This window comes from Streptomyces laurentii, assembly GCF_040635425.1.
In the GTDB taxonomy this organism is placed as follows: Bacteria; Actinomycetota; Actinomycetes; order Streptomycetales; family Streptomycetaceae; genus Streptomyces; species Streptomyces laurentii.
In genome coordinates this window covers 111,531-136,234 of the sequence record NZ_JBEYHT010000005.1, presented here as the reverse complement: position 1 = coordinate 136,234, position 24,704 = coordinate 111,531, and the positions used below count along the sequence as shown (strand labels likewise).

Here is a 24,704-nt window from a genome sequence, read left to right as displayed (position 1 = left end):
AAGCGCTCAGACACCCCACGCGGTGAACGCCGCCCAATGGAGCGGTGCGGCGAAAGGCCTTTCGCCGGGCGCGAGTCGGGTGGTGTACGGGTCGGCCAGGGCCGCCAGACGCGGCCGGGAGGCGGTGTACCGCGCGAGTTCCTCCCCGGTGAGTTCGCGCAGCCATCCGCGTGCCTGCCGCAGGGCCGACACCGGGGAGAACCCCTCTCGGTCGGGCGCGGGTACGACCAGCTCGTAGAAGTACGTCATGAGCAGCGCGGTCACCATGTCGTTCACCTGCCACAAGCCGGCCACCACGCACGCCGCCCCGGTCTGCAGGAAGCCGGCCGCGAGCCCGCGGAACTCGTCCGGCGCCTCCACCATCGCGTAGTGGCCCGACTGGCACGCGCCGGCCACGGCCAGCCGGCAGGCGGACAGCCGCCGGTGGAGCAGGGTGTCCATGTCCAGGCGCCCGTCGGCCAGGGCGAGGGTGCCGCCCGCCCCGTCGAACCCGCCGCTGCCGTGGCAGCCGAGGTGCAGGTACGAGGCCTCGGCGAGGTGGCCGAGCACCCAGTCCACGGTCGCCGCCGAGCCCACCGCGCACTTGCTGTCCCCGAACAGGCCGCGAATCTGGGCGAGTTCGGCCTGGCTGCCGGGGAGCGAGCCGTCGGGGTCGGCCACGGCCACCAGCCGGGGCACGGCCCGGGGCGGCCGGGCGGCCGCAGCGCGGCACGCCGCGTACACCGCGGCGGACGGGGAGACGGTCAGGGTGCCGAGGTCGTCGAGTAAGACGTCCTCCCCGAGCGGCACGGCGTGCAGCGGCACCACGCCCAGAAGCCCCGTCGGGACGACGACGGCCGCGTTCTCCGGGTCGTCTGCCAGCAGCCGCGCCACCGGCCGCAGCAGCGGCGCGAGGGCGGCGAGCCGGTCAAGGGCGCGCGGGAGCTGACGTCTGCGCCGGAGTACTCCGCCCTCCTGCGCCAGGAGCAGCCCCGGGGCGGGGTCGGGGTCGGCCGGATCCACGAGCAGGAGGTGGACGAGGGACTCGCTGCTCACGTCCGGCACCGGGACGGCCTGCGCGGCGATCCGTACGTCCGCCTGCGTGCCCGCCGCCGTGTCCGCCGGCGTGCCCGTTGTACGGGGCAGCGTGAGGACGTAGCTGCCCCAGGGCGCGCTCACCAGGTAGGCCAGTGGGCTGCCGCCCGCCGCCCGGACGATGTCCGTCAACTCGTCAGCACGCAGGAAGCGTTCGAAGCCGGGGATCGCTCGGATCTCCTCGATGGCCGCGCGCACGGCGCGTTCGGCGTCGGCCTCCTCGCGCGCCGCGAGGACGGGGACGCCGGTCGCCGCCCGGGGTGCCGCGCCGACCGTGGAGCGGTAGCGGGCCAGTGCCTGCCGGTAGCGGAGGGCGGTGGCGGGATCGGTCCGTTCCAGGGCGTCGAGGTCCTGCGTGCCCCGGCCGGCCGTGACCGAGAGTTCGCAGGCCAGTCCGCGTTCCATGGCTTCGACCGCGCGTTCCGGGTGGCCCGCCCTGGCCAGTAGATAGGCGGCCTGTCGGGCGATCCGGGTGACCTGGGCGAGGACGCTTCTGCGCCCGGCGCCGGTGACCTGGGCGTCGTACAGCGCGTTCACGGCGGTCAGCATGTCCGACGCGACATCGGCCGCCTCGTTCCACCGTCCCACCGAGGTGTGGGTGTGGAGCAGTTCCCGGGCGATGGCGAGGTGCCGGGAGGGGGACACCGCGGGTGGTGTCGCCGCCAAGGCGGTGCGGCGCAGCCGCTCGCTCCCGGCGCTGTCCGCGCCCTCCAGGTGGTCGTTGGCCCGGGCCAGCAGCCAGGTGATGTGGCCGGTGTCGAGGAAGCCGGGGTGCGCGGCGGCGAGGTCCAGGGCGGCGGTCGCCGCCTCGCGCGCGCCGTGCGCGTCGTGTGTGTCGACGGGATCGCGGGACAGCAGCATGTCGGCCAGATTGCACTGGATACGGGACCACAGCGCCGCGTCGTCACGTGGGCCGAGGTGTCGCAGGGCCTCCCGGTAGCACCGTTCCGCCTGTCGCAGGTCCTCCGCTTCGGCCCGGCGGTACAGCAGCAGGCCGAGGTTGAGCATCGAGTAGGCCCAATCGACCCGGTTCCACTCAGGGGAGCGTTTCTCCAGTCCGGCCCGGACGTGCTCGATCCCGAGGGTGAGGTCGTCGGGGCTCCGGCCCGGTCGTTCCGACAGATGCAGTCCGTAGTTGGTCTGGACCCGGGCCCAGACCTCGGGATGCTCACGGTGGTCCAGCGCGGTCGCGCGCGCCAGCAGGTCGCGTACGGTCTCCCAGGTCTCCAGCCGGTCGCCGTCATCGCGCAGGCCGTGTGCGACGGCGAGGTTGTTCGCGACCTCCACCCACTGCAGGGTGCCTTCGGGGAGCCGGCGCAGTGCCCGTTCGAGGACCTGGACGGCCTCGGCCGGATCGGGCTCCCGCCCGCTCTGGACGGCCAGCACCAGCTGTCTGCCGAGCCGTGCGGCAAGCTCGGTCTCCATGTCCTCCTCGCCCAGGTCGGCGGCGAGCGCCAGCGCCTCCCGGGCCACGGGGACGATCTCCGGCCCTTCGTGGTTCCGGACCTTGAGGCACATCACGCGCAGCCGTGACCGCAGGCCGCCGCCCAGGGCGGCCCACGCCTCGGCGCAGTGGCGGATCGCGACCGCCGTGGGCGTGTGGCCGTCGCACAGTTCGTCCAGGAGCCGCTGGCGGATACGCAGGGGCTCTTCGAGCGGTGTGCCCTCGGCCGCGCGGAGTTCCGCGCGCCCCGCTTCGCGTATGCGGGTCCCGTCCGTCAGTTCCGGGTGGGCGCGGACGAGCTCTGGGAGGTCGTCGGGCAGGCAGCCCAGCGTCGCGGCCAGGAGCTCCGCGATCCGGGTGTCCTCACGTTCCCCTTCGAGGACACGGAGGAAGACCCGGTAGTTCGCGACCGTCGGCTCTCCCTCGGGCCGCAACTCCCGGCATGCTGCCTCGGGGTCCGTCAGATCCCGTTCGAGGTCGCGGGCCAGGACGTACGGGAGCAGCCGGCGCGGCAGCGGGATCACCTGCCCGAGGAAGAGGCGGCCCACGAAGGCCCCGGCTCGGCCGGCCTGCTCCAGGAGGGGCGGCGCGGACGGCGGCGCGCCGTGCTGGAGCTCTGCGACGGACACCGCGAGCAGCAGAGGTGCCACCCGGCCGGGGCGCAGGACCAGCAGGGGCGCCTCGATGTGTGTTCTCGTGCCGCAGACGGGGCAGTCCAGCCAGGAGACGCCCGGAGCGGGGGCCGTCAAGACGTCGGCCCGCTCACGTGCGTCGATGATCCGCCAGGCGGGTGCCGCGCGCTCCCGTCCACAGGTTTCGCAGTGCCATGTGTACGGCACCCTCGCCGAGACCATCACCCCGTACCCCCTCCTCTCCGCTCCCCTCCCGATCGGGCGGCTACTTGCCGCCGGTGATCTGCGACAACAGGGCCGTCAGGACCCGCCCGAGGGAGGAGTCCCGCATGGCCCGTTTGCGGATGGCCAGGCTCCACTTGCCTTCCGTGTCCCGCTTCGCGGTCACCTCGGTCTGCAGGAAGGCGATGGCGAGCGCGGCGACCGAGAGCGTGACGGGGTCGAACCGGTCCATGGGCGACCGCGCGTACGCGACGGCCTCGCCGGCCGTCTCCGCCAGGTCCTCGCTCGTGGTCACCGCGTAGGCCAGGACGCGACGAGCCAACTCACCCTGAGACAGGGGCAGTTGATCGGAATCCGCGTACTGCTCCAGCTCCGCGGCGGCCACCTCGACCTTCAGCTCGCCGCCCTCCGAGGCCATGTCGCGCGCGGCGGGAAGCAGCCCACGATCCTCCGCCAGCGCGGTCAGCGCGCGGACGGCCTCGTCGTCGGAGAGCGTGCTGATGGACCGCTCCAGATCAGTTCGACTCGACATGTCCGCAATTCTGGCCCGGATGAGGGAAGTGCGGGGGAAATTACGCGAGTTAGATGGGGCGGAGCGGTGATCTGCCCTTCCGGGCACAGGTCGTCGCGCGGACGCTCGCGAGCACTTGACGAGGATCCCAGGCGCAGGGCTGCCGGCGGCCGGCTGTCCGTGTCGAGGGTGGGGAAGGTGCCGAGAGTGGCGTGAGGTGGCGGGCGGTACCCCGCCACCAAGGCGGATCCCGCCCTACCGCTGACGCTGATCATGTGTGCCTGTCATGGCGATACGCTCGCAGAAGGAGCTGACAGTCGTCGCGGCCACCGCCCCCGGGCTGCACGACGCGGCACCCGAACATGTCGCCCATACCGACTCCCTCACCGACGTGATCACCGCCGAGCTGCGGATGGCCGGCGCGGTGGTGACGTCGACCGAGCGCGTCGACCCGGCCCCGGAGGAAGGCTGGACGCTCCGCTGCGCCGGACCGGACGAGACCATAGGCGGAGATGAACCCCTGCGGCCCCCGTCCGAGTCGGACCACGAGTAGTTGTTCCCCTGTGCCTCGGGAGACCACCGGTGATGCGCGTACTGATCCGCATCAGCGTCTCATGGACCACAACGCGATCGCCCGTGGCCGGGATGTCGTCGACTTTCGGGCCCCCGCCCGGCAGTTGGGCGTAGGGGTTGCCGGCCGCCTGCCGGGCCTCTGCCTCCAGAGGGCCCGTTCTTCAGGACCTGCCCCGGGTCGGGAACGGGGCTTTTGACAGCCGGCACGGCGCGATAGGCCGCGTCGAGCTCGGAGGGACACGTCTCGCGGTCCTCACGCGTTCTCCCAGTCCCAGGCTCCGACATAGGCGGCCTCGCCGGTGCGGCGGGCCTGGGTCATCGCGTTCAGGCGTCTGAAGTCGCGGGGTGGCATCAGGGCCTTCCAGTCGTCCAAGGGCAGGACACGGGCTTCGTCGTGTTCCCGTGGGGCCAGGGTGATCGAGCGGATCTGGTCTGCGGTGAGCCGTCCGCCGTCGAAGATCAGGCCGATGGTGCTGTAGGGCCAGCCGCTGCCGGGCAGGCCGTGGACGGTGGCCAGGAGCTTTGGCGGGATCGGGAGGACGAGTCCGGTCTCCTCCCGGCATTCGCGTACAGCCGTCTCCCAGGGGCGCTCGCCAGGGTCCATCACCCCGCCCACGAGCTGCCAGGGGTGGGAAGGGGAGTAGACGGAACGGAGTTGGAGCGGCCGGTCGCCCTGGTCGGTGAAGTAGACGCAGGCGAACGCGGTGCACTTCGGCACCGTCGCGGCGTACTCCTCGGGCGGCAGCCAGGCCGCGTCGTCCACCGGAGCATGCGCTGCCGGCTGTTCCGGAAGGCGAGTCATCCGCATCAGCGCCGGACTGCCCGCGAACCCCAACTGCTCATACAGTGAGGCGGCTTCCTCGGTCGCGTGCAGCTCGAACAGGGTGACGCCTTCCTGCCTCAGGCGGTCCAATAGTGCGGACACGGCAGCCCGGGCGTATCCCTGGCGCCGGTGGGCGGGTTCGGTGGCCACCGCGTGGATACGGGCGGCCAGCCCCTTGGGGTACCGCGGGGCCGGCAGGACGGGGTGGATCAGGCCCAGGGCGCACGCGGCGAGTCCGCCCGCCGGGGAGTCGATGACGTAGGCGCGGGCGTCGCCGCCGGGCCCGAGCCGCTCGGCGAGCTGATCGCGGCAGACGCCGAGCCACTTCTCGTCCAGGGGCTCGGTCAGGACGAAGGCCGAGCGCAGTCGGCTGATCTCGGCGGCGTCGTCCGGCGTAGCCGGCCGTGGGGCCAGGACCGCGGCGGTCGCGGATTCGTGCCTCATCGCCGCGTCGTCCCTTCATCAGCCCCTCGAAGGGCGGCCGGATCAGGGGCGAGGGCGATGGTCATCCACAGTGGGGCCTCCTCGCGGTAGGAGTGCCCGACAGGATCGGTGTCGCTGAGGTCGTCGAGGCTGAAGCCGGTGACCATGACCATGCTTGAGTCTTCGGCGACGGAGACGAGATGCGTTCCACAGCGAGGGCAGAAGCCGCGGCGCAGGGTCGGCCAGGTCGAGTACCACGTCGGCTCGCCACCGGGACCGATCCATGCCAGTCCGTCCTTCCGGAAGCCGACCCACAAGACGGCCGGGCCACCGGAGATACGCGTCTCATGGCGGCAGGAACACAGGTGCGGATCGTCGGGGATGCCTTCGACCCGGTACACGATGTCCCCGCACTGGCAGCGTCCGGTCCGCGACTCGACGGCTGCTTCCGGCGTGGTGCCTGCGGCGGGTGCGGCGGCGGGGTCAGAGAGGCTTGGCATGGGTCTCCTTGTCCGTGTTCAGAGGAAGAGCGGGTGCCACTGCGGGCCGGGGCGAACGCGCGCGAGTTCGCGCCGGGGGAGGGCGCTGCGGATGCGCGCGTCCGTTCAGTCGGGGATCAAGCCCCTCCCAGGGCTCCGGCGGTTGCCTTGCCGCGCCGCGCGGGGGAGGGGAAGTCCCGGTCCCGGCCCGGCCACTGGAACACCAAGCGGCAGTGCACCAGGTCCACGGTGTCTCCGGCGGGCAGCAGCTCGTCGGGAGTGCCGGCCGGGTGGACCGTCAGGACGGGATCGGCATGCCGGATGTGGTCGTCGGCCCGTACGTGGCGGTCCCAGGAACGGACCGTGGCCGTCAGCTGCTCGGCGAGCCGTGGACCCCGCTCGCCGAAGGCGTGGACGATCCACTCCCACTCCTTGTCCTCGGGGCGCTCGTCGTTCCGGGGCCGGACCGGGAGCAGGCAGGCGAGCGAGGCGTCGTCGACGATGGCCGGGGCATCGCGGTCTTTCGCGATGCCGGTCACGCCTTCGTCCGGGTCCTGGTGGGCGGTCAGGCGGCAGAACGCGGGCAGCGTGGTGGCCGCGTACAGCTGCAGCGAACCGACGTGGGGGCCCACGCCGATGGTCACGCCGGTGGCGACCTCGTGCCGGGTGCCGCGCAGCGCCTTCTCCAGATCCGCGGTCCCGGCGGTGGTGCCGCGCTCGAATCGGAGCGTCAGCCCGCCGTCGAGAAGGGGGACGAACGGCACGGTGCGGGCCTGCTGTCCCTGATCGCGGACGAAGCCGCAGGAGGTGAACCGATGGGCGTGCAGCACCTGACCGCGGCGCTCGAAGGCGATCGCCCGGGTGTAGCCGTTGATCTCCAGCGGCAGGACCAGCTTCCCGCCCTCGGCCAGCTGATCCCGCCAAGCAGGCGCGATGTCCCGGCAGTTGTAGGTGATCACACTGCCGTCGAAGCCGCCGCGCGGTACGAGGTGGGCGGGCGCGCCGAGGGCCGCGTCGGACTCGACGGCGGCGACGCGCCCGCTGCCGGCCTCTCTGGTGAGGGCGCGGGTACGGCGTACGACCCACGGGTCGATGTCCACGGTCACCACACGCCCGTCGGGCCCGGTGACATGGGCGATCAGCTCGGCGTTGTAGCCGCCCGAGCCCGCCTCGAACACGATCGCGCCCGGCTTCAGGTGAAGGCTTTCGATCATGTCGGCCTGCAGCCAGGCCGCGGACACCGAGCTGATCGCCGCTCCGGTCACGTCGCGCCGGGTGATCACGGCGCGGTCGCCGCCGTCGTACGCGGCCGTCAGGCTCGCCTCCGGGGCGAAACGGTGGCGGGGCACGGTCCGCAGCGCGTCGCGGACCGGCTCGGACGGGGCCCAGCCGCCGTCGACGACCGTTCGGGCCATCGCCTGCCGCAGCCGGACGGCTTCGGCCGGTTCACCCGGCACGGTCGGCCGCTCGGCGGCGTGGGGGTAGGTGGTCACGGGCGGCAGGCCGGGAACGACCCCGGGCCATACGGCATCCAGCGCCTGGGCGGCCGGGACGAACACATCCCCCGCACAGGTGAGAGCGGACAGGTCGAAGAACTCCCAGCGGGAGAACAGCTCCGGTTCCGGGTTGGCCAGGGTCCCCGTCCAGGCGGTGATACGGACGACGGCCGTGAGCCGGGGTACGCCGTGGCTGTCGTCGACCAGCGTCGTCAGCACGTGCGCGTCCGCCGGCTCGGCGACCAGGCCCGTCTCCTCGGCGAGTTCGCGTACCGCCGCAACGGCGAAGTCCTCCGGGCCGGCGGTCTTGCCGCCGGGCAGCTCCAGCATGCCGCGCCGGGACCGGCCGAGCAGAACCCGGCCGGCGTCGTCGGTGACGACGGCGAGGACACCGATCAAGCCGTGGCCGGTGGTCGGCCGCTTCTCGACGGCCCGAGTCCCCGCAGGGCGGAAGCCACGCAGGACCAGGAAGGCCAGACCGTCCGCGTCCAGCCGCTCCACATGCCGCCAGCCGGCCGTGAGCAGGACGATCTCGTCCTCGTCCAGGGCGATTCCGCGCCGTTCCTCAGGCGTGCTCTCCGCCAACGGAGTGATGACGACGAGGGCGCCGCCGTCGCGCAGCCGTCCACCCAGCCCGTGAACGACGCGACCTCGGTCCTTCACGAACGGGTACATCAGCCGGAGCGTGATCAGGTCGTATCCGTCGTAGTGCAGCGGGGCCGGGTCGTCGTGCTCGATGTCCAGACGCAGCCAGCGAACCCGTTCGATGCCGGCGTACTCCTCCCGGGCCCGGGCGATCGCGCTGGCGGCGAAGTCGACGGCGTCCACGCGGTAGCCGAGACCGGTGAGGCAGACGGCCAGCTCCCCGGTACCGCAGCCCACGTCGAGCGCCCGGCCGCCGCCCTCGGGTGCGGAAGCGTGCTTCGCGAGCAGTTCCCGCTCGCGCTCACCGACCGGCCGGAAGTTCTTGCCGTCGCTGAAGTGCTTCTCCCACTGGTCACGGGCGATGTACGTCAACGTGCTGCTCCTGGTGTGGTGGCGGGCGGTGGGGGTGGTCAGAGGCATGGCGCGGAACGGAGCCGGGCCAGGGCGCGGCGGCCGCGCTCCACCAGCTCGGGGTCGCCGTGGGCGGCGCCGTAGGAGATGCCGGAGACGGCATCCAGGACGGACAGGACCGTCAGCGTGGCCTCTTCCGCGGTGGTCAGGGCACGGCCGTAACCCTCCATGAAGGCGGCGAGGAGGTCGGGGCGGCCGTGCCAGGCGTCGGAAAGCCGTACGAGGTCCCGTACCGCCGGGCCTTCCTCCGACCGTTCGAAATCGATCAGGAACAGGTCGCCGGCATCCGGGTCCCAGCGCAGATTGCGCAGTTGGAAGTCCCCGTGAGTGGGCACCTCTTCCACGGCGGGCAGGGTGGCGGCAGTCCCGGCGACGGCGCGGATGAACTCCTCGTCCCCGGGTACGAGATGGGCGCGTGCTCCGTCCAGGTGCCGCTCCAGCTTCCCCAGCGGCGGTGTTCCGGCGCCCGGGCGGGGTGGGGCGCTGCGGTGGATGCTCGCCGCGAACCGTCCGATGCGCCGGAAGATCCGCCGCTGCTGCCGGGGCGGGTGGACGGCGCCCTGCAGAGACCGGCCTCCCATCGCCGTGACCACCACCGCCCGCAGCCCCGTGTCGGCGGCCACCAGCCGCGGCACGGCCGCGCCCAGGGCGGGCACCCAGGTCCGGTAGGCCGTCACCTCCCGGCCGTGGGAGCGCTCGTTCCGGTGGACCTTCACGAACCATTCGCCGCCCTCGGCGCCACGGGCACGCCACACGCGGCTGCCCTTGCGGGCCCAGGAGACGTCCGTCCAGGCGCTGACGCGCCCGACCGCTGCCTCGGCGAACTCCCGTACCCGCCGGTCGGGCATGCCCTGAGCCGCGTCAGCGGAGAGCCGCACCACGTCAAGGTGGTTCGGTCCTGGCGCGAGTGCGGCCCGCAGCTGCCCGGCGATCCGTGCGGCCTCCTCGGCCGGTACCTCGAGCAGCCCGGCGCTCTCCCACAGCAGGGCGGCGGTCTGCTGCCGGTCGTACGGCACGCCGGGCGGCAACGCGGCCACGTGAATGTGGACGTGGGAATTGCCGCTGTTCGAACCGAGGCTCAGCACGTAGATCCGCTCGGTCGGCACCGTCTCCTTGAGCGCGGCCCCGGCACGGTGGACGACCTGCCAGAGCATGGCGGACGTCTCCTCGGTGAAGTCGCCGATCACGTCCTCGCGGTGCCGGACCGGAGCGACCAGCAGCTTGCCGAGCAGGGTCGGGTACCGGTCCAGAAACACGACATGGTGTTCGTCGCGGTAGACGATCTCGTGCCGGAACTCCGGATCCCCGGCCAGCATGCGACAGATGAAGCACGGGCCGGTCCGGGACCGTTCCGCGTACGCCTGTTCGTCGAACTCGACTCGTTTCACCGCGTCGTTCCCTTCCCCAGGCCGTCGGCGAGGGACTCCTCCAGCTGTCGCATGGTCGTGGTGAAGGCGGCTTCGAGGTCGATGCCGTAGAGCTCGGCGATCACGACGACGGACCACAGACAGTCCGCCAACTCGTGCCCGAGGCCGGGTCCCGGCGGTGCCGGCCGGACGCCGTCGGCGGCCTGGGTGAGCTGGGCGAGGTCGCCGACGTCACCGACGAAGCCGAGCACGAAGTCGTGCCGCTCCCACGTGCGGCCACGCCTGGCCTGATTGAGCTCGTCGTAAAGGCCATGGACGCGCATGGCCTGCCTCGTGATCTCGCTGAGGTCCACGGTCGGTCTCCGATCATCTGAGGGGGCGGCTGTCGTACGGCGGGGTGCGTGGGGCCGGTCAGCTTGCCGATCTCGCCGAGGGCCGAGACGCCCTCGCCGGTGCCGCGCAGGACCACGGTCCGCGTGGACACCGGCTCGTGCGGGGTCCGGCGCCGCTCCGGAGCGCGGTCAGGGAATTCCGGCCGTTGTCCGGAGCGCCTGCGCGATCCGGTCGGCCGTCGGTCCCGGTGTGTGGGCCGCAAGTCGTGTGCGTGGTCACCTGCCCGCCCGGATCAGCTCGAGAACCTCCGTGGTGGGCCGTACATCGCCGAAGGAGCGGTAGAGGGTCCGCAGGGCGGCGTTGTGGACCTCGTCGCTGCCGGCGGCCGTGCCATCGGCCACCACGATCACCCGCGAGCCCAGGGTGAAGGCGTCGCGCGCCGACCCGGCCACGCACACGTCGGTGACGACCCCGCACACCACGACCGTGTCGATGCGGCGCTCGGCCAGCAGGCCGGGCAGCGGGCAGCACCCGGGGAAGAACGTGCTGACCGCGGTCTTCTCCACGAGCAGGTCGCGGTCCTCGTCCACCGTGAACTGCGGCCACAGACGTCGGGCGAGCGGGCCGCTGCCTCCGGAGGTACGGAACAGCTCCGCGATCTCGGGGCCGTAGAACTCCTCGCGGACCGCACGCCGCCCGCCGGAACCCGGAAGTACCCAGGCGACCAGGCCGCCGGCCTGCCGCAGAGCGCCCGCCAGCGCCTCGATCCGCGGGATCACCCCGCGCTCGTACGGCCCGTCGGAGAACGGCACCATGTCGATCACCACCAGGGCGGTGCGGGCCGGGTCGAGCCGGGGGTAGGCGTGGCGGCGGCCGGCATGGGCGGGCCGAGCGGGCCGGGTGGTCGTCGGTGAGCGATGGTCGGACGTGGTGGATGAGTCGCAACTCAACGCGCCTCCAGAGATGCCCGAGCGGTGTCACAGAACTCAACGACGGCACCTATGCGTTCGAACACACGTATTTCAGTCGTGTTGAGGGCCCTGGGCCCAGCGGGTCGTCTCGTGTGCGCGATACACGGACCCGTGCGGCACAAAGGCCCCTGCCGAGGCGGATGTTGGCCGAAACGCCGGTGAACCACCCCGCCGCGTTCCAAGGGAGGCGGCGTCCGGCCCCGAACGCCGCTCCGGGGTTCCTTCGTGGGCTGCCGCGCCGGATGCTCGATGCCCGCGGTGTTTGCGCCTCGTGGGAGAACCGGTCCGCCCCGCCATTCACGGCGTACCGAGACGACGGGACGCTGGTGGTGGTGGTGGGGCGGGTAGGGGAGGCGGTGCCTCAGCGGCGTCCGGACAGTTCCACGTAGCAGGCGTAGGCGCCCTCGATGTCGACATCCGGGCCGGTGTAGGAAGAGCTGGAGGAGGCCCCGCCCCCGGTGTAGAAGGTTCCGGCCGGGCGGGCGCGGTTCACCCAGGCGGCGGGGGCGGTGTCGAACTTCGTACGGCAGCGGTCCCCGGCCTTGCGGTCGGCGACCCCGTCCGGGTTGTCCTGGATGGTCTCCTTCACCTCGACCTGGCCGAAGACCCGTACATCGGCGCCCTTGCCGCAGGGGACGACACGGACCAGGGAGAGGCTGCCGCCGAGGCCGGTGTCGGCGGAGCCGCAGGCCCCGGGCTTCACCTCGGTGAGCCGGGTGAGGGCCTGCTCCGCGTCCCTGAGTTTTCCGCCCGCGGCGCCGGCGGCCGGAGCGGGGACCTTGGTGGTGCCGTGGCCGGTGAGGACGTACTCCGCCTTGAGCGAGGTGACGCCCTTGAGCCGGCCTTCCTTGTGCAGCGCCGCCAGCGCGGGCGTGTAGTCGGCGCCGGCCCGCAGGAGCCGCCCCTGTTTGTCGAGGACGACGGTCAGAGTGATCTGTTCGCTGCCCTCGAAGTACAGCAGGGCGTGCTGGAAGGCGCGCGGGAGCGCGGGCGCGGCCGTCCGCGGTGGCACGGACAGCTCGTACGTACGGACTCCGTGGGCGCCCTTGGCCGGCTGCTTCGTCGCGTGGGCGGTGCGGACCACCTCGGCGAGGGTCCCGCCGTACGGGGCGCTGTCGCCGGCCCGGACGAGGGCTCCCTCGAAGTCGTCGACGATGTCCATGGACGCCCGCGAGGAGTAGCGCAGCCAATCGCCCTGCCGGGTCAGGTAGTCGACCCGATTGCCCTGGACCTCGTACGTCTCGCGCACGGCGGATCCGCCCGCCCGGCCGCCGAGGTCACTCGCGGCGTCGTCGGGGAAGCGGCGCGGGATCGTGAGCTCGCGCTCGGCACGGGCGGTGTCGGCGGCGTAGTCCTGTGTGCCGGTGGAGGTGTCCACGGCGGTGCCGTGGGCGGAGCCGTAGCTGACCGTCGCGGTGAACGCCGAGGACCCGGCCGCCGCGGTGGCCTTGGAGGCGGCGGAGAGCTGGCCGTCGAGCCGCGTCTCGAAGACGGGTGTCGCGATGGGTGCGGGGCTTCCGGTCCCCTTGGCGCCGCCGGCCTCCGCCTGGCCGCCGGACTGGCAGGCCGCGAGTGCCGTGAGCAGCAGCGGCAGCAGGGCCGTGGCGGCTCGGCGGCCACCTCCGCGTTCGTACCTGGCCCCCGGATTCGTGTTCTTCATTCCCCACCCCAAGATCGATTGAGGCGATCCTACGTGCCGGTGATCAGCGGTTTTCCGCTACCCGGAAGGTCAGATGGACGACGGGGGCGCGGTCGTCGACCGGGGGGGCGGGCCACTCCCGGTCCCGCCCGCCGACGGCATGTGGCCGCGGTACGACCGTACTTCGTGATCGTTCCTTCACGCCGTGGCCGCCCCCTCTACGCCGTACAGTCCGCTGTGATCAGTGGACTGCGAACGGCTTCGGGGGGATACGGTGGATCTCGGCTCTGTGATCATCGCGGTGGCAGGTGTGGCGGGAACGCTGGGCGGGTCGTTCCTCGCTCAGCGTGCGGCTGAGCGGGCGAAGCGCCGCGAGATCGAGCTGGTGCGGGGACATGAGGAAGTCCGCGAGGGCCTGCTCCTCCGACGCGACTGCTACGGAGAACTCAACCGGGACGCACGCCAGTTCACCACGGCACTCCACCGGTTTCTGCACGTACTACGGGAGCGTGGCGCCGAGGACGCCGACCGGGCGGAGCTCGAGGAAGCGAAGCGAGCCCATCGCGACGCGTACTCGCGCGCGCAGATGATCGTTCCGGACGAGGTGCTCGCCTCCGCGAGCGAGGTCAACAAGGCCCTCAGCGGACTGTACGGCCACGTCAGACGCCTGGAGCGGGACGAGCCGGAACCCGGGGAGACGAGGGAGGCGGCCCTCCGGGCCCAAGCGGAGATCTGGGACCTGCTGCGGGACATGAGAACCATGATGCGCCGCGACCTCGGCGTGACCTCGGCGCCCCTGCTCGCCCAGCCGTCGGGTCGGACGCGCGCCGTGCGGTGAGGAGAGTCTCTTACGGGGCGGTGCGGCGGGGGCCGTCGGTGTGGCGGCGGCGGACCCAGAGAGGGAGGACGAACCAGCAGAGCAGGTACCAGACCAGGAGCCCGGCGACCAGCCAGGGTACGAGCGGCGCGCCGGTCGCGACGCGCAGCACCAGCAGAAGCGCGGCGCACAGGGTGGCGAGGAGCAGGACGAGGCCGGCGAAGGTCAGCCGGGACGCCCAGGTCACCGCCCGGGGCTTGAGGCGGCGGCCGGCGACCATCCGGTGGAACGACACGGGGCCGATGAGCGCTCCGGTCGCGGCGGCGCCGAGGCACACCGTGACGACATAGATGGTCCGGTCGGTGTGCGACAGATACGGGAAACGGGGCGTGAAGACGACCGTCAGCAGGAATCCGAAGAGGATCTGTACGCCTGTCTGGGCGACCCTGATCTCCTGCATCAGTTCGGTCCAACGGCGGTCCGCCCGTTCCTCGGGTGTCTCGTGGCGTCCAAGGACCTGGCCGGCCTCCGGATCCCCGCGCTGGGCGGCGTCGGACGGTTGCCCGGGTTCCCGGGGCCGCCCGGGATCAGCGGCCCCCGCCGGTTCGTTCGCATCCGCCGCCATGCCGCCTCCCGTCCGTCTCCGCGTCGCTCTCGCCCGTCTCCACGCTGCCTTCGTCCGTCTCCTGTCCTTCCACCGTGGCACGAACCTCGCGGGACGCCGCGCCGGGAGGCATCCTGGAAGCGGCACCCGAGGAGATGATCGACGTGTACGACTTGCACATCGACACCGATGTCACCGTGCAGCTGAGCGAGTGCTGCCGGGAGGACGCCCGCGCCGTGTTCGACGTCCTCGATCACACCTACCAGCTCGAGGGCCTGGCGCCGCCGGGCACGCAGGCGGAGACCGTGCCCGCCACCACCGTCTGGACGGCCACCTTCGACACGGCCGGAGGCCGGCACGAACAGTCCTCGCCCGCACCGCTGACCGGCATGGTCGGAGCGGTGCTCAGCGGCGGCTACCACGCCGTCGACGAGGTCGAGAAGGTACTCGCCCGCAGTTTCGCCGTCCAGTCCGTCCAGTCCGTCTCGGGCGACCAGGAGACCGAGGCGCGTCTCCTCCTCGCGCCCCGCTGACGGCACCCGCCTGACGGCACCCGCACCCCGACCCCCGGACGGAGCGGACGGGCTCCACCCCGGGGGCCGGTTGTGTGCGCACCCTCCCCACCAGGACGAACCCGCCGCAGGCCCAGCTATACACCGTGTGTAGAGTTCAGGGCATGCCGCAGGGCCGCGCCGTGATCACGCGTGGGCCCCGGCCGTCGAATTCGTCCACGGGGAAAGCGGGTCGCACATGTTCGGAACCAAGACGGGCCGTCGCCGGGGGCCGGCTCTCGCCCTGCTCGCCGCGGCGTCGCTGGTGCTCACGCTCGGAGGCTGCTCCGTCGGCACGGTCACGCCCGCCGAGGCGCGCGACCAGGCGGGCTCGGGCGAGGGCGCGTCCGCGGATGCCAAAGGCGGAAAGGGCGGCAAGGGGGAAACCCCGGCCGGTGAAGCCGTCGACTGCACCAAGGCCAAATGCATAGCCCTGACCTTCGACGCCGGCCCGGGCAAGGACACCCCCCGGCTGCTCGACATCCTCAAGGAGAAACAGGTCCACGCCACCTTCTTCCTCCTCGGGAAGAAGCACGTCGTCCGCTACCCGGACGTCGTGCGGCGCATCGCCGACGAGGGCCACGAGGTCGCCAACCACACCTGGACCCACCGCATCCTCACCGACACCGACGCCAATGAGGTACGCGACGAGCTCTCCCGTACCCAGGACGCCATCGCGAAGATCACCGGCCGCAAGCCCACCCTCATGCGTCCGCCCCAGGGCCGTACCGACGACACCGTCTCCGATGTGTCCCGCGAGCTCGGCCTGTCCCAGGTGCTGTGGAGCATCACCGCCAAGGACTACTCCACCGAGGACTCCACGCTCATCCGCCAGCGCGTGCTCGACCAGGCCCACGGCGACGGGATCATCCTGCTCCACGACATCTACAAGGGCACGGTCCCGGCCGTTCCCGGCATCATCGACGAGCTCAAGCGGCAGGGCTACACCTTCGTCACCGTCCCCCAGCTGCTGGCCCCGGCCCGGCCCGAGCCCGGCACCGTCTACCGCCCGGAGCGGCCCGAGTAGCGAGCCTGAGTGGTGAGCCCGAGGCGCGGGAGTGAACGGGCAAAAGGGGTGAGGTGACTCACACGCGACGCAGGGGGCACTCCGGAACAAGCGGGAGATCCGAGCCGTTGGACTGTATGTGACGGCGAAGGGGCCCGGTCCCCAGGTTCCCCCCCAGAGGCGACCGCTCTTCGAGCCCCGTCACGGCAATCGGCCCCGGTAGGAACCCCCCGTCCCGCCGGGGCTTTGTCGTCCCCGGCCGAGGCGGTCCCCGGTTGAGGTGGTGCCCGGCCGAGGTGGTCGGCGCGGAGGCAGTCGGCGCGCGGGCATCCCTCGTACGGCGCACACTCCGGCGCGTTGGACACCTTCGAGTGAGTCGCCCCTCTCCTCCGTATGGCCCGCCGGGCGCCGGGCATGGATCGCGACGAACCGGCGGGACATGCGGAACACCGCCCCGCCAGGCATCGCCGAGCAGGCCCGCTCGTCATCAGGGGATCCCATGCGACACGCCACCCGCCGGGCGATCGTCACGGCCGCAGCCGCCCTCGTCCTCGTCGGTTGTGCCGGCACCCGGTCGGGGCCCCGGCCGGGAGCCTCGGCACCATCCGCCCCCGCCGCGCCCGCGGACACCACCCGGCAGCAGCAGGACCAGCTCCTGAAGGCCGCCGAACACCGACTCGTCGTCGAGTGCCTGGACGCGCAGGGCCTCTCCTTGCCCCCGGCCTCCCGGGCCCGCGCCCCGGCTCCCGCGCCCGCCGAGGACCCCCGGCTGCAGACCGCCCTGTTCGGAAAGGACCCCCGCGAACTTTCCTTGACCCTCGCCACCGGCCTCACCGTCACCGCCAACAGCGACGGCTGCACCGCCCGGGCCCGCGCCCGCCTCTACGGAGACCAGACCCGCTGGTTCCGCGCCCAGGTCACCGTCGACAACCTCCGGGCCGAGGCCCATGACCGGATGAAGGAGGATCCCGCCCACCGTGCCGCGCTCGACCGCTGGACCCGCTGCGCCGCGACCGCCGGCGGACCGCGCGAGGGCCGGCCCGATCCGGCCGTGGCCGACCGGTGCAGCCGCGAGAGCGGGCTGGCCGACGTACGGGCCCGGCTCGAACCCGCGGAGATGGCCACCGTCCGCACCCTCCACCGCGACCAGGTCGACACCTACGAGGAGATGCGCAGCCACGCACTGAGGCGAGCCGCGGAACTGTCCGCGCCGCCTACCGGGAAGAAAGGCAAGGATCCGTCATGAAGAAGTTCCTCGGCCTCACGATCGCCGCCGTTCTCGCCCTCGCCGGGGCACTCACCCTGGCCGCGCCGGCCGGCGCCGCCGACTGTCCGTCCGGTCACTTCTGAGTCTGGGAGAAGACCAAATTCGGCGGACAGCGTGCCAACTGGAGCGGCGACGACGGCTGGTGGGAGAGTTGGATCGCCGACGACGACTCGTCCTGGGCCAATCACGGCATCTCCGGGGCCGGCGTCAAGGACCACGTCAAGGTCTACTCGTCGGCCTGGCAGGGCGGTTCCGTGACCATCTGCCTCGCCCCCGGCCAGGAGGTCAGCTCGAACAGTGTCGCCAACGACCGGGGCGACTCCCACACCTGGACCATGAGCTGCTGATCCGCGGCCGTACCGGCCGCGCGTCCGCCCGCCACCCGGAGAGGGGTGGCGGGCGGACACGTTCCGGGCCGCCGGTCAGCGATCAGGGAAGGCGGCCAGAGCACGGTCCCAGCAGTCGGCCGCGGTATGCAGGGCGGCCGTGGCCATCCGTATCTCCACGGCGTACCGATGGATGTCCGTCCCGTCGTGGTCCGGCCGCCAAGGCGGTGCCGCCTCCAGGGACAGATGCACCCGCACCACGGCCTCCCCCTCGTCACGCCCGGCGATGCCGAGGGCCAGGACCGGCTCGGTGAACGAGAGGCCCGCACCGTCCCGCCGACGACCAGCCAGTTGTCGTCGTACACATCACCCCGGACCTGGGAAAACCGGTAGCGCGGAGGGCGGAGTTCGACGCCGGCCGTCGGATCGCTCGGAATCACCGGGGCAGAATGGCACGCCCGCGTGGTGCCGCACGTTCTGACCGGCGGGAGGGGGGAGGACGCATGGACCGGGACATCGTCGGGGATCACGTGCGGTTCGCCATGGCCTGTATGGGCTGTGGGGCCGAGGTGGAGGCCGCGGCAGGGCAGAGCCTGGTGTATGGGCACCTGGAGTGGAGCGTGGAGACGGACTGCCCGGCCTGTGGCCCGGTCTTGGCGTGCGGCCGCGGGGACACCCCGGACGACCTGCGCGCTCGCCTCCTCGACCATGGTGTGCACGGTCCGGCGGGTGTCGAGCTGACGGGGGAGGCCGAAGGGCGGGCGGTGACGGTCATGAAGGTGCTCCGGGCCGAGCTGAGCCTGGGCCTCGCCGAAGCCAGGACGGCCCTCGGGGACATCCGGGCGGGCCGGTACACGGGCGGCACGCTGCCCGAGGTGGCGCGGCTCGTGGACGCCCTGCGCGCGGCCGGGATCGAGGCGCGCACCGTCGCGCGCCGGTGACGGTGACCGGAGACGACGGTACGAGTCCGTCGAGGCGCTGTGGCCGGGGTCCGCTCCGTACACGGGGTGGTGTCGGAGTCGCCTCCGTACGCGAACCGGAGTCGGGATCCGCTCAGTACGCGACGCGGTGCCGGGGCGCGGTCGGGTGGCGCAGGGTCGAGGAGAGCAGCAGGCCCGCGCCGCGAACGGTGCTGGTCGCCGGGTCGTTGGCGAGACGCAGCCGGACCCCGAGTCGCAGGGCGAGGCGGCCGGTCAGGTCCATGCGCAGCGCGCCGCCGCCGGTGATCAGCACACCCCGGCGCAGCGCCCCGAGCACGGCACCGGTGCCGTCCCGGCGCCACAGGTCCATCACCATGTCCGTGGCCGTGTCGACCACGGCGGCGGTCGGTCCGCCGTCCCTCTCGGGCAGGTCGTCGAGGCCGACCTCGGCGAGCCGGGCGTCCTGGACGAGGCCGTCGACCAGGAGTGTCACCTCGGTCAGCGCCGCGCCCAGGTCGACGACCAGCAGCGGGCCGCCGTTCGTGGGAGCCGCGTAGGCCGCGGCGGCCCGGGCGCTGTCCACCGACACGACCCGGGTCGGGCCCAGTCCGGCCACCATCCGGCGGGCCGCCTCCCGCTGCTCGGGATCGGCGAGCACGGGATGGCACAGCATGACGACGGTGTCCTCCGCCGCCCCGCCGAAAGCCGAGTCGGCGATTTTCCGCAGCAGTCGCTGGTGCGGGCTGGCGTCCGTCAGCCGGCCGCGCAGGACCGGGCCGCTCGGCACGTCCGCGAGCACACCCGCGCCGGGTGCCCACACCCGGGTGCGGGAGCTGCCGATGTCGAGGGCGAGTCCGCGGACCGTGCCCGCCGTCCCCCGCACCGCCTCGTGCGCCGTGCCCATTGCCCACTCCCGCTGCTGATAATGAGGTGAATCCGCAGCATCACTATGCAATATCCGGACGGATAACGCCATGATGCTGCGGATCACAGGCAGAGCCGACCGTCAGGCCGCGGCACCCAGCCACAGGTCGGGGCCGAACACCTCGTAGTGGACGTCGGCGGCGGCGACGCCGCGGCCGATCAGGTCGCCGCGCACGACGCGCATGAAGGGCAGTGGGCCGCACAGGTAGGCGTGGACGCCCTCGGGCAGGTCGAGCGTGCTGACGTCGGCCCGGCCCTCGTGGGCGCCGGACTCGCCCGGAGCCTCGTACCAGAGCTGCAGCGCGCCCTGGGGGAGAGCGTCGACGAGCCGGCGCAGCTCCTCGGCGTGCGCGTGCGACAGCGGCGAGCGGTCGGCGTGGACGACGGTCACCGGGCGGGTCGAACCCGTCTCGACGAGGTGGTCGAGCATGGCGATCATCGGGGTGGAGCCGATGCCGGCCGAGGCGAGCAGCAGCGGGCCTTCGCCCTCCGGCAGGACCAGGTCGCCGAACGGGATCGAGACGTTGACCGGGGTGCCGACCTTGCCGTTCTCGTGCAGCCAGGACGAGACCTCGCCGGCCGGGTCGCCCTCGACGCGCTTGACGGTGATCCGCCACTCGGGGCGGCCGGGGGCGTTGGACAGGCTGTACTGGCGGATCTGATGGGCGCCGTCCGGCAGCTCGACCTGGACGCTGACGTACTGGCCGGGACGGAACGCGGACACCGGGTGGCCGTCGGGGTGGCGCAGGGTGAAGGAGACGATGTCGGCGGTCTCCTCGTGGCGGCCGGCGATCTCCATCTGGTGCCACACCTGGCCGGCCTCGACGCCCTGCTCCTGGTAGAGCCGGGCCTCGATGGCGATGAGGGCGTTGGCCATCAGCCAGTAGACCTCGTCCCAGGCCTGGGCGACCTCGGGCGTCACGGCCTCGCCGAGGACCTCCACGATGGCGGCGAACAGGTGCTCGTGGACGATCTTGTACTGGTCGGCGGTGACGCCGAGGGAGGCGTGCTTGTGCGCGATGCGCGACAGCATGACGTCCGGCCGGGTGTCCGGGTTCTCCAGGAGCGCCACGGCGAAGGCGGCTATGGAGCCCGCCAGGGCCTTGGCCTGGTCGCCCGCAGCCTGGTTGCCCCGGTTGAAGAGGTCCCGCAGCAGCTCGGGGTGGGCCTCGAACATCCCCGCGTAGAAGCGCGTGGTGATCTCGTCGAGCGCCCCGCCGACGGCGGGGAGGGTGGCGCGGATGACCGGGGCTGCCTGCTCGGAAAGCATGGCGACTCCAATTCTGGTAGATGATCTACGTATTTAGACCTGCGGGAACCCGCGCGCGGGGCGCGCGAGCTTAAGGGGGTGGCGGATCAGGGGTCGCGGGGTCCGGTGGACAAGGTGAGGAGCACCGGGCCGGTCGGCGATCCGACCAGGTCCGCGACGGTCAGCGGATCGAGCGTGCGGTAGAACGCCTCCTGTGCCTGGCGCAGTACGCCGCGCAGCCGGCAGGCCGTCCGCAGCGGGCACGGCGGGTCACCCTCGCAGGCGACGACTTCCTCGTCGCCCTCCAGGGTCCGGGCCAGCCAGCCCATCGACGACTGCCGCCCCAGCTCGGTGAGGGCCAGGCCACCGCCCCGCCCCCGCCGCGCCTCGATGACGCCCAGGTGCTGGAGTCGCGTGACGACCTTCGCCATGTGGGCGTAGGGCACGGCCATGGACTCCGCCACCTCTCGGGTGGTGGGGTAGCTGTCCTGCTCGGAGACCGCCAGACGCATCACGGCACGCAGCGCCAGGTCGGTGAACTTCGTCAACCGCACGCTCAGACGCTATCAAAGTCGTATTTCGCATTCGTATTTAGGGGGGTGTCCTGCGGCGGGGCCCCGGAGCGCCGCCCGGGAGAGCTCTTCGTGCCTGGTCAGAGGCCACGGGCCGCCCGCAGTACGGCCAGCGCCCGGTCCGCGTGGGCGCTCATCCGCAGCTCGCTGCGTACGACGCCGAGCACCCGGCGGTCCGTGCCGATGACGAAGGTCACACGCTTCGTCGGCGCGAGCGCGAAGCCGCGCCGCACCCCGAACCGCTCGCGGATCTCCCCGGACGGATCGGACAGGAGCGGGAAGCCGAAGTCGTACCGGCCGGCGAACTCCTGCTGCCGCGCCACCTCGTCCGCGCTGATGCCCACCGGCCGGGCGCCGACCGCCCGGAACTCCGCGTCGAGATCGCGGAAATGACACGCCTCGGCGGTACAGCCGGGGGTGAGGGCCGCCGGATAGAAGAAGAGGACCACCGGCCCCTCGGCCAGCAGTTCCCGGAGAGAGCGGGGGCGACCGGTCTCGTCCGGAAGCGTGAAGTCCTCGACGAGGTCACCGATGTCCATGCGCCGGGACGTTACCGGAGGCCCGTGGCGGCGCGGCAGAGCCGGACGGCCCTACCCGGCAGACGGCACTCGGCAGCGTCCCCCTTCTCGGTACACGGGATTTCCTCGCCTGTCCGGACAGTTCCGGGCTCCGCGGCGGTGGCTTCCTTCGATCGGGTGTCACCTTGCCGAGTGCGGCGTCACCGCTTCCGTGCCGCGTAGTGTCCGGCACTCTCATCAGCGAAAACACGGAGCTGGTCGATGAACTCGCGGAAGAAGACGAGGGCGACGCAGTAGGCCTGCCCTGCGTAGGGTCCTTCGCCGGCGAGCAGGAGTTCGCCAGGGCGTCTCCTCGGGCGTGAACCGTTGGAGGGCGGTAAGAAACCCGGCCAGTTGGCCGGCGCCTCGGACGAATGGGCCAGTGCCTCGACGGTCGCCACCTCGCCGTCCAGCCAGCGGGACACCGCCCACGGCTTGTCCTCCTGGGCCCGGTCTCCGGCCCGAGGTACGAGCCCCTACCTGGCGGCCTGGTCCGCCTCGACCGGTCGCCGGTCCGCGCGCTCCGCGAGGACCGCCAGGGTCCGCTCGCCCCAGCGCACGTTCTCCTCCTCGAAGGCCATGCCGCGCAACAGTGTCAGGTACGGCCCGACCCGCTCGGTCTCCCGCAGGTACGCGGCCTCGTCCCGGCCCTCCAGCATTCGCTCCCGCATCGCCTGGTACCGGGCGAGTTTGGCCCGGGCCGTCTCCATCCGCTCCCGCACATGCGCGCGTACGGCCGCCGCGTCGCCCTCGTCGCACGCCTGCACCTGCACCATCAGTTCGTCGCGGACCGCCGACGGCTTCGGCGGGCCGGCCGTGTACGCGACGAGGTCCCGGTGACCGGCCTCGGTGAGGGTGAACACCCGCTTGTTGGGGCGCCGTTCCTGCCGCACCACCCGGGCGGCGATGAGGCCGGCCTCGGACAGCCGGTCCAGCTCGCGGTAGAGCTGCTGCGGCGTGGCCGCCCAGAAGTTGGCCACGGACACGTCGAAGAGCTTGGCCAGGTCGTAGCCGGACGCCTCGCCCTCCAAGAGGGCCGCCAGGACCGCGTGCTTGAGAGACATCCGGACAACGTAGCAGTCGGACAGGGGGCTTCGGTCACGCCTGTTCGGCCGCGAAAGACCTGGTGAGGGGCGGGGTCCAGGAGGTGTGACGCAGGATCATGCGGACCGCCGTGCCGGACGGGGCGAGTCGGAGGAGCGTGTTGCGCAGGGGTACGGCGAGGGGGTGCGCGAGCCGTTGACCCATTCGGCCCGCCTGCCGGGCCGCCGCGGCGACGGCGGTGGCACGCGGGCGGCGTACGGCGTCGTAGCGGGCGAGTGCCGCGTCCACGTCCGCCGTACCGTCCAGTTCGGCCGCGAGGACGACCGCGTCCTCCAGTGCCTGACAGGCGCCCTGGCCGAGGTTAGCGGGGGAGTTGAGGACGGCGTGCCACTCGGCGCGCCCGTCGGTGAACGCGATGTGCCCGAACTCCGCCCCGTGTCCCCAGGTGATCTCGAAGTCGGTACGGAGGTCCAGCGGGCGGTCGGTGACGGCCCGCAGCACGGTCGAGCCGCTGTACGCCGGGCCGGGATGCCCGGGGAACAGGGCGGTCCGCAGCCGGCTCCCGATCCCGTCGGCGGCGACCACCAGATCCGCCTCCAGTGGATCTGCCCGCACCGGACCGGCCTCGACCGGAGCCGCTTCCGCCCGCGCGGCTCCCGTGGTCCCCGGATCCCCCGCATCCCCCGCGGTCAGTGTCACCCGGACCCGCCCGTCCGGCAGTGGTTCGGTCGCGGTGGCCGTCACTCCCGTCCGTACCGTCCCCGGAGCGAGCGCCGAACGCAGCAGCCGGTGCAACTCGGCGCGCGGGATGCCCACGATGGGGGAGCCGAGGGCGCGTTCCAGGGCGGCCCCGTCCATCCGTGCCAGCCAGGAGCCGTTCGGCGTGCGGGTGCCTCCCGTGTACTGGCCGCGCCCGGCGGCCCGTACGGCCGCGCCGACCCCCAACGCGTCGAGGGCGCGGATGCCGTTGGCGGCGAGCGAGATACCGGCCCCGGCGTCATCGAGGGTCGGGGAGCGGTCCACGACCGTCACTTCCCAGCCGGTCCGCCGGAGTCCGATGGCGGCGGCGAGTCCGCCGATTCCGGCGCCGACGACGACGGCGTTCCGTCCCATTCCGTGCCCCTTCCCTCGTCCCGCGGGCCTCGGACCCCGCGGCTTCTACATCTGTAGAAGCGTAGACCTTCCTTCTACAGGTGTAGAAAGAGGGGGTGACTCCACCCTCCACCGGCTCCCGCCGCACCCTCCTCGCCGACGCCGCCCTCGACGTCCTCGCCGACGCCGGCATGCGCGGTCTGACCCACCGGGCCGTCGACGCCGCCGCCGGCCTGCCCGCCGGGACCACCTCCGCCTACTTCCGCACCCGTTCCGCCCTGCTCACCGCGCTCGTCCGCCGGCTCGTCGAACGCGACCAGGACGAGCTGCGCACCGCCGCCGCGCACACGCCTCCGCCCCGCACCCCGGCCGATCTCGTCCAGGGGCTGACCCTCCTGGTCGCCGCCCGGACCGGCGGCGAGGGGCGGCGCCGCTCACTCGCCCGCTACGCCTGTGTCCTGGAGAGCGTGCGAGACCCCGAACTGAGGGACATCCTGGTGCCGAGGGAGAACCGGGGCCGCGAGGTCGTCCGGGACTTCCTGGCCGCCCGCGGCGTCGAGGACCCCGACGCCCGCACGCTGACGCTGCTCGCGTGCGTGGACGGACTGGTCCTGGACCGGGTGGTCGCCGCGCCGGACGCGGCGAGCGGCCGCGCCGAGGTGAGGAAGGAGATCGAGGGGCTGGTGGCCGCGGCCCTCCGAACCTGAGCGGCGCGGACGCCCGTGCCCGCGC

The 24,704-nt window shown here is 72.6% G+C and carries 24 protein-coding genes and 2 pseudogenes; 8 read left to right on the top strand and 18 right to left on the bottom strand.

The genetic code is table 11. The features are described 5' to 3' along the window. Positions 1-6 precede the first annotated feature (6 nt). On the bottom strand, positions 7-3,267 hold the full coding sequence (locus ABZ693_RS05190) for a CHAT domain-containing protein (protein ID WP_359873521.1): 3,261 nt from the start codon (positions 3,265-3,267) through the stop codon (positions 7-9). A 148-nt stretch (positions 3,268-3,415) separates the two neighbouring features. Then, on the bottom strand, positions 3,416-3,904 hold the full coding sequence (locus ABZ693_RS05185; RefSeq protein WP_359873519.1) for a hypothetical protein: 489 nt from the start codon (positions 3,902-3,904) through the stop codon (positions 3,416-3,418). Between the two features lie 265 nt (positions 3,905-4,169). On the opposite strand from ABZ693_RS05185, the gene ABZ693_RS05180 reads away from it, so the two are divergent. Further along, a complete protein-coding gene (locus ABZ693_RS05180) occupies positions 4,170-4,436 on the top strand; it encodes a hypothetical protein (RefSeq protein WP_359873517.1) in 267 nt (88 codons plus the stop codon). 273 nt (positions 4,437-4,709) lie between these two features. Here the strand turns inward: ABZ693_RS05180 and ABZ693_RS05175 are convergent, their stop codons facing one another. The 7 genes from ABZ693_RS05175 to ABZ693_RS05145 all read right to left on the bottom strand — a co-directional run bounded on the left by ABZ693_RS05175 (position 4,710) and on the right by ABZ693_RS05145 (position 13,064). Then, the gene (locus tag ABZ693_RS05175) at positions 4,710-5,723 is read right to left on the bottom strand and encodes a bifunctional GNAT family N-acetyltransferase/NUDIX hydrolase (RefSeq protein WP_359873515.1); all 1,014 of its coding nucleotides are present in this window, start codon (positions 5,721-5,723) and stop codon (positions 4,710-4,712) included. Continuing rightward, on the bottom strand, positions 5,720-6,202 hold the full coding sequence (locus ABZ693_RS05170; RefSeq protein WP_359873513.1) for a GFA family protein: 483 nt from the start codon (positions 6,200-6,202) through the stop codon (positions 5,720-5,722). The genes ABZ693_RS05175 and ABZ693_RS05170 overlap by 4 nt, the downstream gene beginning before the upstream one ends. Before the next feature lie 116 nt (positions 6,203-6,318). Beyond that, positions 6,319-8,742: a methyltransferase, FxLD system gene (gene fxlM / locus ABZ693_RS05165; protein ID WP_359873511.1), complete on the bottom strand. Its 2,424-nt coding sequence runs from the start codon at positions 8,740-8,742 to the stop codon at positions 6,319-6,321. Continuing rightward, on the bottom strand, positions 8,733-10,121 hold the full coding sequence (locus ABZ693_RS05160; protein WP_359873509.1) for a phosphotransferase: 1,389 nt from the start codon (positions 10,119-10,121) through the stop codon (positions 8,733-8,735). The genes fxlM and ABZ693_RS05160 overlap by 10 nt, the downstream gene beginning before the upstream one ends. Next, positions 10,118-10,453, bottom strand: a complete 336-nt coding sequence (locus ABZ693_RS05155; RefSeq protein WP_359873507.1) for a MazG nucleotide pyrophosphohydrolase domain-containing protein — start codon at positions 10,451-10,453, stop codon at positions 10,118-10,120. Before ABZ693_RS05155 ends, ABZ693_RS05160 begins: the two co-directional genes overlap by 4 nt. A gap of 255 nt (positions 10,454-10,708) precedes the next feature. Continuing rightward, positions 10,709-11,383: an isochorismatase family protein gene (locus tag ABZ693_RS05150; protein WP_359873505.1), complete on the bottom strand. Its 675-nt coding sequence runs from the start codon at positions 11,381-11,383 to the stop codon at positions 10,709-10,711. Between the two features lie 382 nt (positions 11,384-11,765). Then, positions 11,766-13,064, bottom strand: coding sequence for a hypothetical protein (locus tag ABZ693_RS05145; RefSeq protein WP_359873503.1), 1,299 nt, complete (start codon positions 13,062-13,064; stop codon positions 11,766-11,768). A gap of 253 nt (positions 13,065-13,317) precedes the next feature. Here ABZ693_RS05145 and ABZ693_RS05140 point away from each other — a divergent pair, with 253 nt between their 5' ends. Next, positions 13,318-13,881, top strand: a complete 564-nt coding sequence (locus tag ABZ693_RS05140; protein ID WP_359873501.1) for a hypothetical protein — start codon at positions 13,318-13,320, stop codon at positions 13,879-13,881. Positions 13,882-13,891: 10 nt separating this feature from the next. Here ABZ693_RS05140 and ABZ693_RS05135 read toward each other — a convergent pair whose 3' ends face one another. Continuing rightward, positions 13,892-14,485 carry a DUF6328 family protein gene (locus ABZ693_RS05135; RefSeq protein WP_359873498.1) on the bottom strand — a complete coding sequence of 198 codons (594 nt, stop codon included), beginning with the start codon at positions 14,483-14,485 and terminating at the stop codon, positions 13,892-13,894. Between the two features lie 74 nt (positions 14,486-14,559). Between ABZ693_RS05135 and ABZ693_RS05130 the strand changes: the two genes are divergently transcribed. The 4 genes and pseudogenes from ABZ693_RS05130 to ABZ693_RS05115 all read left to right on the top strand — a co-directional run bounded on the left by ABZ693_RS05130 (position 14,560) and on the right by ABZ693_RS05115 (position 17,635). After that, the gene (locus ABZ693_RS05130; protein ID WP_359873495.1) at positions 14,560-14,997 is read left to right on the top strand and encodes a hypothetical protein; all 438 of its coding nucleotides are present in this window, start codon (positions 14,560-14,562) and stop codon (positions 14,995-14,997) included. A 217-nt stretch (positions 14,998-15,214) separates the two neighbouring features. Further along, entirely contained in the window at positions 15,215-16,042 is an 828-nt protein-coding gene (locus ABZ693_RS05125; RefSeq protein ID WP_359873493.1) for a polysaccharide deacetylase family protein, read from the top strand. Between the two features lie 478 nt (positions 16,043-16,520). Then, positions 16,521-17,267, top strand: coding sequence for a hypothetical protein (locus ABZ693_RS05120; protein ID WP_359873491.1), 747 nt, complete (start codon positions 16,521-16,523; stop codon positions 17,265-17,267). Further along, positions 17,264-17,635: pseudogene (locus ABZ693_RS05115) on the top strand (peptidase inhibitor family I36 protein). The gene ABZ693_RS05120 and the pseudogene ABZ693_RS05115 overlap by 4 nt, the downstream one beginning before the upstream one ends. Positions 17,636-17,710: 75 nt before the next feature. Here the strand turns inward: ABZ693_RS05115 and ABZ693_RS36145 are convergent. Next, complete coding sequence (locus tag ABZ693_RS36145) at positions 17,711-17,914, bottom strand: WapI family immunity protein (protein WP_435842348.1); 204 nt, start codon at positions 17,912-17,914, stop codon at positions 17,711-17,713. 203 nt (positions 17,915-18,117) lie between these two features. Between ABZ693_RS36145 and ABZ693_RS05110 the strand changes: the two genes are divergently transcribed. Continuing rightward, on the top strand, positions 18,118-18,555 hold the full coding sequence (locus tag ABZ693_RS05110) for a hypothetical protein (protein WP_359873489.1): 438 nt from the start codon (positions 18,118-18,120) through the stop codon (positions 18,553-18,555). Positions 18,556-18,667: 112 nt separating this feature from the next. Here the strand turns inward: ABZ693_RS05110 and ABZ693_RS05105 are convergent, their stop codons facing one another. The 7 genes and pseudogenes from ABZ693_RS05105 to ABZ693_RS05075 all read right to left on the bottom strand — a co-directional run bounded on the left by ABZ693_RS05105 (position 18,668) and on the right by ABZ693_RS05075 (position 23,993). Beyond that, on the bottom strand, positions 18,668-19,438 hold the full coding sequence (locus ABZ693_RS05105; RefSeq protein ID WP_359873487.1) for a rod shape-determining protein MreC: 771 nt from the start codon (positions 19,436-19,438) through the stop codon (positions 18,668-18,670). A gap of 102 nt (positions 19,439-19,540) precedes the next feature. Next, positions 19,541-20,728 carry a globin domain-containing protein gene (locus tag ABZ693_RS05100; RefSeq protein ID WP_359873485.1) on the bottom strand — a complete coding sequence of 396 codons (1,188 nt, stop codon included), beginning with the start codon at positions 20,726-20,728 and terminating at the stop codon, positions 19,541-19,543. 86 nt (positions 20,729-20,814) lie between these two features. Continuing rightward, positions 20,815-21,261 carry an RrF2 family transcriptional regulator gene (locus tag ABZ693_RS05095; protein WP_359873483.1) on the bottom strand — a complete coding sequence of 149 codons (447 nt, stop codon included), beginning with the start codon at positions 21,259-21,261 and terminating at the stop codon, positions 20,815-20,817. Positions 21,262-21,359: 98 nt separating this feature from the next. Continuing rightward, the gene (locus tag ABZ693_RS05090; RefSeq protein WP_359873481.1) at positions 21,360-21,818 is read right to left on the bottom strand and encodes a peroxiredoxin; all 459 of its coding nucleotides are present in this window, start codon (positions 21,816-21,818) and stop codon (positions 21,360-21,362) included. 330 nt (positions 21,819-22,148) lie between these two features. Further along, positions 22,149-22,270: pseudogene (locus tag ABZ693_RS05085) on the bottom strand (phosphotransferase); the annotation flags it as partial. 42 nt (positions 22,271-22,312) lie between these two features. Beyond that, a complete protein-coding gene (locus ABZ693_RS05080; RefSeq protein ID WP_359873479.1) occupies positions 22,313-22,900 on the bottom strand; it encodes a PadR family transcriptional regulator in 588 nt (195 codons plus the stop codon). A gap of 34 nt (positions 22,901-22,934) precedes the next feature. Further along, the gene (locus ABZ693_RS05075) at positions 22,935-23,993 is read right to left on the bottom strand and encodes an FAD-dependent monooxygenase (protein ID WP_359873477.1); all 1,059 of its coding nucleotides are present in this window, start codon (positions 23,991-23,993) and stop codon (positions 22,935-22,937) included. 95 nt (positions 23,994-24,088) lie between these two features. Between ABZ693_RS05075 and ABZ693_RS05070 the strand changes: the two genes are divergently transcribed. After that, positions 24,089-24,679 carry a TetR/AcrR family transcriptional regulator gene (locus ABZ693_RS05070; RefSeq protein WP_359873475.1) on the top strand — a complete coding sequence of 197 codons (591 nt, stop codon included), beginning with the start codon at positions 24,089-24,091 and terminating at the stop codon, positions 24,677-24,679. The last annotated feature ends 25 nt before the right edge of the window (positions 24,680-24,704 follow it).

Coding starts and splice junctions, on each gene's coding strand:
- ABZ693_RS05185 (WP_359873519.1), bottom strand. CDS start 3,904: ATGTCGAGTCGAACTGATCTGGAGCGGTCCATCAGCACGCTCTCCGAC.
- ABZ693_RS05180 (WP_359873517.1), top strand. CDS start 4,170: ATGGCGATACGCTCGCAGAAGGAGCTGACAGTCGTCGCGGCCACCGCC.
- ABZ693_RS05175 (WP_359873515.1), bottom strand. CDS start 5,723: ATGAGGCACGAATCCGCGACCGCCGCGGTCCTGGCCCCACGGCCGGCT.
- ABZ693_RS05170 (WP_359873513.1), bottom strand. CDS start 6,202: ATGCCAAGCCTCTCTGACCCCGCCGCCGCACCCGCCGCAGGCACCACG.
- fxlM (WP_359873511.1), bottom strand. CDS start 8,742: ATGCCTCTGACCACCCCCACCGCCCGCCACCACACCAGGAGCAGCACG.
- ABZ693_RS05145 (WP_359873503.1), bottom strand. CDS start 13,064: ATGAAGAACACGAATCCGGGGGCCAGGTACGAACGCGGAGGTGGCCGC.
- ABZ693_RS05135 (WP_359873498.1), bottom strand. CDS start 14,485: ATGGCGGCGGATGCGAACGAACCGGCGGGGGCCGCTGATCCCGGGCGG.
- ABZ693_RS05125 (WP_359873493.1), top strand. CDS start 15,215: ATGTTCGGAACCAAGACGGGCCGTCGCCGGGGGCCGGCTCTCGCCCTG.
- ABZ693_RS05120 (WP_359873491.1), top strand. CDS start 16,521: ATGCGACACGCCACCCGCCGGGCGATCGTCACGGCCGCAGCCGCCCTC.
- ABZ693_RS05110 (WP_359873489.1), top strand. CDS start 18,118: ATGGACCGGGACATCGTCGGGGATCACGTGCGGTTCGCCATGGCCTGT.
- ABZ693_RS05105 (WP_359873487.1), bottom strand. CDS start 19,438: ATGGGCACGGCGCACGAGGCGGTGCGGGGGACGGCGGGCACGGTCCGC.
- ABZ693_RS05100 (WP_359873485.1), bottom strand. CDS start 20,728: ATGCTTTCCGAGCAGGCAGCCCCGGTCATCCGCGCCACCCTCCCCGCC.
- ABZ693_RS05090 (WP_359873481.1), bottom strand. CDS start 21,818: ATGGACATCGGTGACCTCGTCGAGGACTTCACGCTTCCGGACGAGACC.
- ABZ693_RS05080 (WP_359873479.1), bottom strand. CDS start 22,900: ATGTCTCTCAAGCACGCGGTCCTGGCGGCCCTCTTGGAGGGCGAGGCG.
- ABZ693_RS05075 (WP_359873477.1), bottom strand. CDS start 23,993: ATGGGACGGAACGCCGTCGTCGTCGGCGCCGGAATCGGCGGACTCGCC.